Source organism: Burkholderia sp. APQ4-4ca (genome assembly GCF_057837105.1).
In genome coordinates this window covers 1-9,526 of record NZ_JBYQCG010000083.1, presented here as the reverse complement: position 1 = coordinate 9,526, position 9,526 = coordinate 1, and the positions used below count along the sequence as shown (strand labels likewise).

Below are 9,526 nucleotides of genomic sequence, written 5' to 3'. Positions count from 1 at the left end.
CACGCCTGCGCGCTGCCATTCTTCGCCGAGCTTCGCGGCCATCGCAGTAAGCGAATCGTTCCAGGCCGACAGACGTTCTTCATCGCGCGCGGCCAGTTGCGACTGCAGGCCGGTGTGCGAATCGCGAATCGTCGTCAGCAGATCGTTCGAGCGTTGTTCGAACGTCGACGCTTGTGCAGCGAGGTCACGCGTCGTTTGCGCAAGCGCGTCGCAAATTTCCTGCTGACGGCCGGCGCTATGCACGCCTGCGCGCTGCCATTCTTCGCCGAGCTTCGCGGCCATCGCGGCCAGCGAGTGGTTCCACGCGGCGAGGCGTTCTTCGTCGCGCGCGGCCAGTTGCGACTGCAGGCCGGTGTGCGAATCGCGAATCGTCGTCAGCAGATCGTTCGAGCGTTGTTCGAACGTCGACGCTTGTGCAGCGAGGTCACGCGTCGTTTGCGCAAGCGCGTCGCAAATTTCCTGCTGACGGCCGGCGCTATGCACGCCTGCGCGCTGCCATTCTTCGCCGAGCTTCGCGGCCATCGCGGCCAGCGAGTGGTTCCACGCGGCGAGGCGTTCTTCGTCGCGCGCCGCCAGTTGAGATTGCAGCCCCGCATGCGACTCCTGCATCGCGGCGAGCGTCGCGGCCGAATGGCGTTCGAACGTCGCGGCGGCTTCACCCAGCGCGCGCGCATGCTGGCCGGCCAGCGTCTCGCCGACCTGCTCCTGACGCGCCAGCGCGTCGCGCCATGCGGCCGACAGGCGGCCCTCGGTCGATTCGAGGCGCGTCGCGACGCCGTCGAGCAGATCCGACGAACGCTGCGCGAACGTGTCGGTGAACTGGCCGAGCGTCGTCTGCAACTGCTGCGCGACCGCGTTGCCCGCCTGACGTTGCTCGTCGATCGCGCGGTTCCAGACAGCCGTCACGTTGCCGGTGGTCTTCTCGAAGCCGTCCGTCAGCCCGTCGAGCTGACGCTGCACCGCGCCCGTCACGGTGTCGCGCAGCGCGGCCATCTCCTGCGCGAGCCCCGTCATCGTCGCGGCGACGACCGGCTGCAACGCGGCGCCGGCCACACGCGCGCTTTCGGCCGCGCTTTCCTTCAGCGCGTCGCCGACGTTCGACGCCAGGCCCGCGTACGCCCGCTCGGTCCGGTCGAAAAACGCCTGCTGGCTTTCGAGCTGACGATCGTGCAACGCGACGCTGCGCGCCTCGAGCGTCGTCATCATCGTCTGCAGCCGGTCGACCAGCGCCGGCATCACGTCGGCCTGGCGCTGCAGCAGCCGGAACGATTCGTCGCGCTGGTGCGCGGACGAATGCACGCGCAGCGTCGTCGCGATCTTCGCATCGAGCTGCTGGGCCGCGTCGATCCGCTCGCGGCGCACGAGCGCGGACAACAGCCCGAGCATCGCGGACGTCGCGACGCCGGCGATCGACGTGCCGAACGCGAACCCGAGCCCCTTCACCGGCGCGATCAGCGACGCGCGGATCGCATCGAGATCGGTCGCGCTTTCGAGCGCGGCGCCCGTGCCCTTCAGCGTGACGACCATCCCGAGCAGCGTGCCGAGCATGCCGAGCAGCACCAGCAGGCCGACGAGGTAAGGCGTGAGCGCGGGGCCCGGCAGCGCGACGCGCGCGCCTTCGACCCGGGCGCGCACCGCGCCGCGCAGGCCCGGATGCAGCATGTCGAGCCACGTGTCGAGCTTCGCGGGCGGCTCGGTCAGGCCGGCGACCGCGTGCGACAGCGTGGCGGTCGCCTGCCGGTAGCGCAGCAGCTCCCATGCGCCGGCGACATAGCACGCGCCGATCAGCAGCGTGACGGCCGCCGCCAGCGGGTTCGACGCGACATAGCCGGCACCGATCCAGCCCACAGCGAGCAGACCGGCGACGAAGACAACGAGATCAAGGCGAATTCTGGACATAGCGTGTTGATTAGCAGGTGCGAAGGGCCGCGAGCAGCCCGTCTACCGTTTGAAACCGGACTTCGAGTTCGGCAAGCAGGATGCTTTGCATCTCGTCGCGAAACGTATCGAGCCATGCGCCGGGCACGATCGCCGCGACGGCCGGGGTGTCGGCCACCGCGCCTTCGTCGGCCGGAGCGGACGCGTCGGTGGTGTCGGGCGCCGCGGCGGCCGCGGTTTCGGCCTCCGCCAGCACCTGCCGCTCCGCGTCGCGCAGCCGCGCGAAGCGCGTGCCGAGCAGCGCGGGCACGGCCGACAGCAGGCTGCGCTCGCGCGCGCCGAGCACGCGCTCCATGATCGTGTCGAGCGTCGCGAGTCGCGCCATCCCGGACGAGCGCGCGGCGAGCGCGACGCGCAGGCGGCCGCGCAACTGGCCGATCGCCGTTTCCATGTCCTGTTGCAGGGTCAGATAACGTTGGCGAAAGTCCGCGAAATCGGCCGTGTCGGCGGCCGGCGGCGGCAGGTCGCCCGGCCGGCGCCGCGCCCGCGGCCGGTTGGTGGCCGCGATCGCCTGCGCGAGGTCGTGGCGCACGCGCGCGCAGTCGCGCTCGGCGTCGTAGCCGCGCACGCCGGCCGCGACGCCCGGCGGGTTCGCATTCAGCGCGGACGACAGCGTGATCGCGTCGGTCCAGCCGAGCCACTGGCTCAGCCGGTCGGACAGCGTCTGCCGGGATTCCGCGACGTCGGCATCGGCCAGGCGCGCGAGCAGCCGGACGAGCGTCGGACCGCTCAACGCCGGGCGCGGAGATGCTTGCACCATGCTGCAAACCGTCAAAAAAGGCAGCAGTTTACACGTCGTCGGGCGGTCGACCGCCAGAATCGGGGAAGCGGCGCGGTTCGGCGTGCCGCGCGATACACGGGAACGCCCGTCGCGCAAGGCTCGGCGGGCGGCGGTGAGAGGGTGGGAAGCACGGTCGGCGGCGGCCGGCGAGCGGTCGCGCCATCGGGAAGTCATGCGTCACGTGTTTGCAGTGCCGGCCCGCCATGAACGATGAACGGGCCGAGCCGCGGCGACGGGTGCGGGCGTTCCGCACGCCGCGCCTGACCCTGGCCCAACGATGAACCGGTAATCATGGTATTCGGGACGCCGACGCGCGCTCGGGCGAGCGGCCCGGGCGGGCCGGCCGGTTCCCGCCGCTGACCGGCGACGGCAGGGCCGCCCCCGCCACGTGCCGATAAAGAAGCGCTCAGATCCCCGCTTTCGGCGCATTGAGGATCAGCCGCAGCCCGAGCAGCGTGATCGCGCCGGCCGCGATGCGGTCGACCCACTTTTTCGCGCGCAGGTAGAGTTCGCGCGGCCGGCGCGTCGAGAAGCACAGCGCGACGAGCGTATACCAGCCGAATTCGACCGCGAACACGAGCGGCGGCAGCACGAGGTAGCACCACAGCGGCGGATGCTGCGGAAGCAGCGCCGCGAAGATGCTGCCGTACCAGATCGCCGTCTTCGGGTTGCTGAGCTGGGTCGTGAGGCCGGTCCAGAACGACTTGCGCGCGCTGCCGCCCGCCATCGCCTGCGGACCGTCCATCGCGATCGGCCGGTCGGCGCCGCGCCAGATCTTCGACGCCATGTAGATCAGGTACACGCCGCCCGCGACCTTGAGGCCCACATACAGCCATTCGACGGCCTGCAGCAGCGTGTAGAGCCCGGCGAGCGCGACGCCGCCGAACACGATGCCGCCGATCCCCATGCCGAGCGCGGTGGCCAGCCCGTCGCGGCGCGACAGCCCGATCGAATTGCGGGCCACCAGCACGAAGCTCGGGCCCGGAATCATCGCGCCGAGGAACAGCGCAGCCAGGATGGCGAGTACGGCAGCCGATGCGGTCATCAAAGTCTCCTTGGTCAGCGACGCCGCTGCGCCGGCGCCTGCGTGTCGTTTCCGACGGTCGAGCGGTCGATTCTGGCACGCTTCGCGCATGGCCGAAAGCGGCCGCGCGCTGCTATGCTGGCCCTCTTTCCCGTCATCTCGCGCCGCCCCATGATCGAGATCCGCGCCGCCCGCTATCCCGACGATGCCGCCGTCGGTGAAGCGATCTTTCGCGAGTCCATCGCGAGCCCGACCGTCAGCCTCGCCCTCGCGGACGACGGACCCGACATTCCCGCGCCGGGCGCCGAGCTTCCCGGGCGCAATCCGTAACGGCGCACGGCTCAACCCCTTTCCTCTTTCGACCAAACCGCCCGCCATGCGCGCTTTTCGCCTTTCCGCCCTGCTCCCGCTGCTCGCCGCCGTCTCGTTCGGCGCCCGCGCCGACACCCTGCCGAAATCGATCGCCGCGCAACTCCCACCCGGCTACCAGCCGCTGCTCGCGCAAGCCGGCCCCGATCTCGACAACGGGCGGCACAGCTTTCTCGTCGTCGTGCACCGCGCGGTCGACACGCGCGACCAGCCGTCGCCGCGCCCGCTGCTGATCTACGAGGAACAGGCCGACCACATCTACCGGCTCGCCACGCGCAACGACCAGGTCGTGCTGCGCGCGAACGAAGGCGGCCAGTGCGACCCTTTCGATCCAGAAGATGCCGCCGACAACGGCTTGTCGGTGAAAGGCCGCTATTTCACCGTGCAGAACATCGTCGCGTGCGGGCAGCACTGGACCGACTACGTCACATTCCGCTACGACCCGCGCACGCATGGCTGGCTGTTTTCGAGCCAGATCGTCACCGAATCGTTTCCGCTCGATGACCAGCCCGACCATGTCACCGTCACGCGCGCCGACGCGCACCGGCCGGTGTCGTTCGGGCAGTGGCAACGCAAGGACTAGACGCTGCACGCCGCGCCGCCCGCGGCAGTGCCGTTTTTCAACGCGACGCACCGTCCGCCCGCCGCTCGCCGCGCCCGGCCAACAGGTCTACCATAGGCGCTCGTCGCCCGCGCGACCGCCGGCACGGCATGCGGCTTGCGCCGGCCTCTTTCCTCGTTGCCCCCGCACAGGAGGACGTCATGACGCAACACTTCGACGCGATCGTCATCGGCACCGGCCAGGCCGGGCCGCCGCTCGCCGCACGGCTCGCCGGCGCCGGCATGAAAGTCGCGATCGTCGAGCGCGGCCGCTTCGGCGGCACCTGCGTAAACACCGGCTGCATCCCGACCAAGACGCTGATCGCAAGCGCGTACGCCGCGCAGCTTGCACGACGCGCCGGCGAATACGGCGTGTCGGTCGGCGGCCCCGTCACCGTCGACATGAAAGCTGTGAAGGCGCGCAAGGACCAGATCTCGGGACGCTCGAACCACGGCGTCGAGCAATGGGTGCGCGGCCTCGACAACACGACCGTCTTTCAGGGTCATGCCCGCTTCGAACGCGCGAACGCGGTGCGCGTGGGCGATGACGTGCTCGAAGCCGAACGCATCTTCATCAACGTCGGCGGACGCGCGCAGGTGCCCGCGATGCCGGGCCTCGACTCGGTGCCGTACCTGACCAATTCGACGATGATGGACGTCGACTTCCTGCCCGACCACCTCGTGATCGTCGGCGGCAGCTACGTCGGGCTCGAATTCGGGCAGATGTACCGCCGCTTCGGCTCGAAGGTCACGATCGTCGAGAAAGGTTCGCGCCTGATTCGCCGCGAGGACGAAGACGTGTCGCAGGCGGTGCGCGAGATCCTCGAAAAGGAAGGCATCGACGTGCAACTCGACGCGAACTGCCTGAGCGCACGCCGCGACGGCGACGGCATCGTCGTCGGCCTCGACTGCGCGGGCGGCGGCCGCGAGGTCGCGGGCTCGCACCTGCTGCTCGCGGTCGGGCGCGTGCCGAACACCGACGATCTGGGGCTCGACCGCGCGGGCATCGACACCGACGCACGCGGCTACATCACCGTCGACGAGCAGTTGCGCACGAACGTGCCAGGCGTCTGGGCGCTCGGCGACTGCAACGGGCGCGGCGCGTTCACGCACACCGCGTACAACGACTACGAGATCGTCGCGGCGAACCTGCTCGACGACGATCCGCGCAAGGTGTCCGACCGCATCATGGCCTACGCAATGTACATCGACCCGCCGCTCGGCCGCGTCGGCATGACGCTCGCGGAAGCGAAGCAGACGGGCCGCCGGCTGCTGGTCGGCACGCGCCCGATGACGCGCGTCGGCCGGGCGGTCGAGAAGGGCGAGAGCCAGGGCTTCATGAAGGTGATCGTCGACGCGGACAACCACGCGATCCTCGGCGCATCGATCCTCGGCGTGACCGGAGACGAGGTCGTGCACGGGATCCTCGACGTGATGGCCGCCGGCGCGCCGTACACGACGATCAGCCGCGCGATGCATATTCACCCGACCGTGTCGGAGCTGCTGCCGACACTGCTGCAGGATCTGCATCCGGTCGAGTGACGCACGGCAGGCGGGCGGCCGCGACGTGGAGGGGTGTTCGTCACGGCCCGAGCCGCCCGTCAGCTTTCGAAATACCGCGGCCGGTCGATATCGGCCAGCAGTCGCGGCTGCGTCGGCGCCCAGTCGAGCGATGCCCGCGTGCGCTCGCTGGTTGCGGGCGCATCCATTCCCGCAAACATCGCGAACCAGCCGAAGTGCTCGCCGGCTTCCGCCGCCGACTTCGCGACGACCGGCACGTTCAGCCGCCGGCCGATCACCTCCGCGATCTCGCGGAACGGCACGCCCGTATCGTCGACCGCGTGATAGCGCGCGCCCGCCGCGCCACGTTCGATCGCGAGCCGGTACACACGCGCCGCGTCGAGCCGGTGCACGGCCGGCCAGCAGTTCGCGCCGTCGCCGACGAACACCGATGCGCCCTTCTCCCTCGCGAACGCGATCAGGCGCGGCACGAAGCCGTGATCGCCGTCGCCGTGCACGGACGGCGGCAGGCGCACGACCGACGCATGCACGCCGCGCGCTTCGAGCGCGACCGCTGTCGCCTCCGACGCACGCGGATAGTGCGCCGACACCGGCACGTGGGGATCGTCCTCCGTCGCCGCGCGGCCGGGCGCGACGAGCGCGAGGCCGGACGTGACGACGAGCGGCCGCGCCGAGCCGGCGAGCACCGCGCCGATCGTCTCGATCGCGCGGCGGTCGAGTTCGCAGTTCTGCGCGAAGCGCGAGAAATCGTGATTGAATCCCGTGTGGATCACCGCGTCGGCGGCTTCGGCGCCGCGCGTCAGGCTGTCGAGATCCTCCAGCGATCCGCGATGGACGTCGGCGCCGGCTGCGGCAACCGCCGCCGCGGCCGCATCGGACCGCGCGAGCCCGAGCACCGAGTGCCCGTTGGCAACGAGTTCGGCGACGACGGCCGAGCCGACGAATCCCGACGCTCCCGTAACAAAGACACGCATGTTCAGCACCTCCGGATGAAATGGAGGCCTACTATCTGCCGATGGCCGCGCGCGGTGAAGTCGTGACGGTTTACGAGTAAACGAACTAACAGGATATGGCTGACGCCCCCGACAACCTGCTCGGCGCGTACCTGCGGGACCGCCGCGAGAAACTCGACCCGGCCGCGCTTGGGCTGCCGGCCACGCGCCGCCGCACGCCGGGCCTGCGGCGCGAGGAAGTCGCGCAACGCGCGCACGTGAGCGCCGCGTGGTACACGTGGCTCGAACAGGGCCGCGGCGGCGCACCGTCGGCCGACGTGCTCGACCGGCTCGCCCGCGCGCTGATGCTCAACGACGCCGAACGCGAACACCTGTTCCTGATCGGCGTCGGCCATCCGCCAGAGGTGCGTTATCACGCGCCGGCCAGCGTGACGCCGCGCCTGCGGCACGTGCTCGATTCGCTCGACGCGAGCCCCGCGATCATCCGCACCGCGACGTGGGACGTCGCCGCGTGGAACGACGCGGCGGCCGCGACGCTGACCGACTACGCGACGCTGCCGCCGGCCGCGCGCAACATCCTGCGGCTGATCTTCGTCGACGCGGGGGTGCGTTACGCGCAGCCGAACTGGGAGCGCGTCGCGCGGTTCGCGGTCGGCGCGTTTCGTGCGGACGTCGCGCGCAGCGGCGCGACGCAGAGCGTGCAGGCGTTCGTCGACGAGATGCGCGCGACCAGCGCCGAATTCGACGCGATGTGGCGCGACCACGCTATCCGTACGCACGACGAAGGCACGAAGGAGATTCGCCATCCGCAAGCCGGCCGGATCGCGCTCGAATATTCTGCGTTCTCGGTCACCGGCAGCCCGGACCTGAGCCTCGTGATCTTCACGCCGGTGACGCCGGCCGACCGTGCGCGGATCCGCGAACTCGTCGCGGCCCGCGAACGGGCCCGCGCGGTGCAAGCGCCGGCAGTGTGACCTTACGCGGCTTTCTCGGAAGCCTGATTCGGGACGACACGTATCGGCGGATCGCGAAACAAATCTCGTCGTTCGCTATCACCACTCACGAACATGCGCGAAAAACGCAAAGGGGCGTCGCGCACGAATGCGCGACGCCCCTTGTTCGTTCACGGAAACGTACCAACTATGCGACGCGCTGCAGCAAGTCCGTCGCGAAAGATTTCGCATGCGCGACGGCTTCCTGCGCGTCGCCGAATACGCCGAGCTCATTCCAGTGCTCCTCGGCCGCGTAGGTGCCTTTCACGGCGAGCGCCCGCTGGACGCTCAATTGCGCCGCGTAGCGGCCGTCGTCCAGCGGCCGGGCCGTCGCGACGACCCGGTGCGGCGGGCTGGCCCGCTCCGGCTGAACCAGCTCGACAGGGCCGCTGACCGTGCCGACATTCATCAACTCGTTTCGGGTGTTGCAATCCGGGCAGTAGAAGCACCAGCCCGCGCCCTCCTGATGGTGCCTGACCTGCCCGCGAGCCAGCACGGCACGGCATTCGACGTTTTCGCAGATGAACGGCATCGCAGTCTCCGGAGTTGTTTGACGGAAATCCTAGCATGTCCGCCGACGGTCAACCATCGGCATCCGCATGATTGCCGTGCCGGCGGTTTCGGTTCGCTACGCATGCCGGGCGGGGTAAGCGCCGCCGCGTTTCGCTGCGCTGCAAAATCGGTTCTTTTCCCGGATCGGGCAGCCGCATCCGCGACAGCGCGCCGGATCATGCCCCTGCGCGGATCGCGCGTGTCGCCGAGATCGTCGTGCGTCCGACCGCGACGCTCGCGGGTTAGCCGGTGGCGGCGCGCGGGCGCGAGGCCGCCCACGATAAACTGACGGCCCGACACCGAACCGAGAGAAGCTCCATGTTGATCCGCGTTGCGACCCTGGCCGATGCCGTCCCGCTTGCCGAATTGAAACGCGATACGTTTCGCGAAACCTTTCTGCAGGACGGATTCGGCATCGACTACCCGCCGGACGATCTGGCCGAATACGAAGCCCGTGCCTATTCGGTGGCAGCGATCACCGGGCAGCTCGGCGACCCGCAGTGCCGCACGTGGGTCGCGCAAGGCGACGACGGCACGCTGGTCGGGTATGCGCACGCGGGGCCGTGCAAGCTGCCGCACCCGGAAGTGGCGGACGGGTCGGGAGAGGTCCATCAAATCTATCTTCGACGCGGCACCCAGGGAACCGGCGCCGGGCGGGCCTTGTTCGACGCCGCGCTCGCGTATCTCGCCGAAACGCGCCCTGGTCCGGTATGGCTGGGCGTGTGGTCGGGCAACGCGAAGGCCATCGCGTTCTACGAGAAGGCAGGCTTCAAGCGTGTCGGTACGTACGATTTCA

General features: G+C 69.7%; 11 protein-coding genes. 6 read left to right on the top strand and 5 right to left on the bottom strand.

Annotation, left to right across the window (positions count from 1 at the left end; all coding sequences use genetic code 11):
- Together AC3IFE_RS10330 and AC3IFE_RS10325 are read right to left on the bottom strand one after the other, a co-directional pair.
- On the bottom strand, positions 1 to 1,899 hold a 1,899-nt coding region (locus tag AC3IFE_RS10330; protein WP_489190446.1), incomplete at its 3' end, for a DUF802 domain-containing protein.
- 10 nt (positions 1,900 to 1,909) lie between these two features.
- Complete coding sequence (locus AC3IFE_RS10325) at positions 1,910 to 2,698, bottom strand: DUF3348 domain-containing protein (RefSeq protein ID WP_489190445.1); 789 nt, start codon at positions 2,696 to 2,698, stop codon at positions 1,910 to 1,912.
- On the opposite strand from AC3IFE_RS10325, the gene AC3IFE_RS10320 reads away from it, so the two are divergent.
- Positions 2,697 to 2,933 carry a hypothetical protein gene (locus tag AC3IFE_RS10320; RefSeq protein ID WP_144030130.1) on the top strand — a complete coding sequence of 79 codons (237 nt, stop codon included), beginning with the start codon at positions 2,697 to 2,699 and terminating at the stop codon, positions 2,931 to 2,933. The genes AC3IFE_RS10325 and AC3IFE_RS10320 overlap by 2 nt on opposite strands.
- Before the next feature lie 192 nt (positions 2,934 to 3,125).
- On the opposite strand, the gene AC3IFE_RS10315 is transcribed toward AC3IFE_RS10320, so the two are convergent.
- Complete coding sequence (locus AC3IFE_RS10315) at positions 3,126 to 3,764, bottom strand: LysE family translocator (RefSeq protein WP_489190444.1); 639 nt, start codon at positions 3,762 to 3,764, stop codon at positions 3,126 to 3,128.
- 42 nt (positions 3,765 to 3,806) lie between these two features.
- On the opposite strand from AC3IFE_RS10315, the gene AC3IFE_RS10310 reads away from it, so the two are divergent.
- The 3 genes from AC3IFE_RS10310 (at position 3,807) to AC3IFE_RS10300 (ending at position 6,254) form a co-directional block, all read left to right on the top strand.
- Entirely contained in the window at positions 3,807 to 4,073 is a 267-nt protein-coding gene (locus AC3IFE_RS10310) for a hypothetical protein (RefSeq protein WP_489190443.1), read from the top strand.
- A 46-nt stretch (positions 4,074 to 4,119) separates the two neighbouring features.
- Positions 4,120 to 4,695, top strand: a complete 576-nt coding sequence (locus AC3IFE_RS10305) for a hypothetical protein (protein ID WP_489190442.1) — start codon at positions 4,120 to 4,122, stop codon at positions 4,693 to 4,695.
- 179 nt (positions 4,696 to 4,874) lie between these two features.
- Entirely contained in the window at positions 4,875 to 6,254 is a 1,380-nt protein-coding gene (locus tag AC3IFE_RS10300) for an FAD-containing oxidoreductase (protein WP_089469137.1), read from the top strand.
- A gap of 59 nt (positions 6,255 to 6,313) precedes the next feature.
- Here the strand turns inward: AC3IFE_RS10300 and AC3IFE_RS10295 are convergent, their stop codons facing one another.
- Positions 6,314 to 7,207: an SDR family oxidoreductase gene (locus tag AC3IFE_RS10295; RefSeq protein ID WP_489190441.1), complete on the bottom strand. Its 894-nt coding sequence runs from the start codon at positions 7,205 to 7,207 to the stop codon at positions 6,314 to 6,316.
- 95 nt (positions 7,208 to 7,302) lie between these two features.
- Between AC3IFE_RS10295 and AC3IFE_RS10290 the strand changes: the two genes are divergently transcribed.
- Entirely contained in the window at positions 7,303 to 8,160 is an 858-nt protein-coding gene (locus tag AC3IFE_RS10290; RefSeq protein ID WP_301737701.1) for a helix-turn-helix transcriptional regulator, read from the top strand.
- Positions 8,161 to 8,326: 166 nt separating this feature from the next.
- Here AC3IFE_RS10290 and AC3IFE_RS10285 read toward each other — a convergent pair whose 3' ends face one another.
- Positions 8,327 to 8,710 carry a hypothetical protein gene (locus AC3IFE_RS10285; RefSeq protein ID WP_089469135.1) on the bottom strand — a complete coding sequence of 128 codons (384 nt, stop codon included), beginning with the start codon at positions 8,708 to 8,710 and terminating at the stop codon, positions 8,327 to 8,329.
- Positions 8,711 to 9,048: 338 nt separating this feature from the next.
- Here AC3IFE_RS10285 and AC3IFE_RS10280 point away from each other — a divergent pair.
- A partial coding sequence (locus AC3IFE_RS10280) for a GNAT family N-acetyltransferase (protein WP_489190440.1) occupies positions 9,049 to 9,526 on the top strand: 478 nt, incomplete at its 3' end.

Coding starts and splice junctions, on each gene's coding strand:
- AC3IFE_RS10315 (WP_489190444.1), bottom strand. CDS start 3,764: ATGACCGCATCGGCTGCCGTACTCGCCATCCTGGCTGCGCTGTTCCTC.
- AC3IFE_RS10300 (WP_089469137.1), top strand. CDS start 4,875: ATGACGCAACACTTCGACGCGATCGTCATCGGCACCGGCCAGGCCGGG.
- AC3IFE_RS10295 (WP_489190441.1), bottom strand. CDS start 7,207: ATGCGTGTCTTTGTTACGGGAGCGTCGGGATTCGTCGGCTCGGCCGTC.
- AC3IFE_RS10325 (WP_489190445.1), bottom strand. CDS start 2,698: ATGGTGCAAGCATCTCCGCGCCCGGCGTTGAGCGGTCCGACGCTCGTC.
- AC3IFE_RS10320 (WP_144030130.1), top strand. CDS start 2,697: ATGCTGCAAACCGTCAAAAAAGGCAGCAGTTTACACGTCGTCGGGCGG.
- AC3IFE_RS10285 (WP_089469135.1), bottom strand. CDS start 8,710: ATGCCGTTCATCTGCGAAAACGTCGAATGCCGTGCCGTGCTGGCTCGC.
- AC3IFE_RS10290 (WP_301737701.1), top strand. CDS start 7,303: ATGGCTGACGCCCCCGACAACCTGCTCGGCGCGTACCTGCGGGACCGC.
- AC3IFE_RS10305 (WP_489190442.1), top strand. CDS start 4,120: ATGCGCGCTTTTCGCCTTTCCGCCCTGCTCCCGCTGCTCGCCGCCGTC.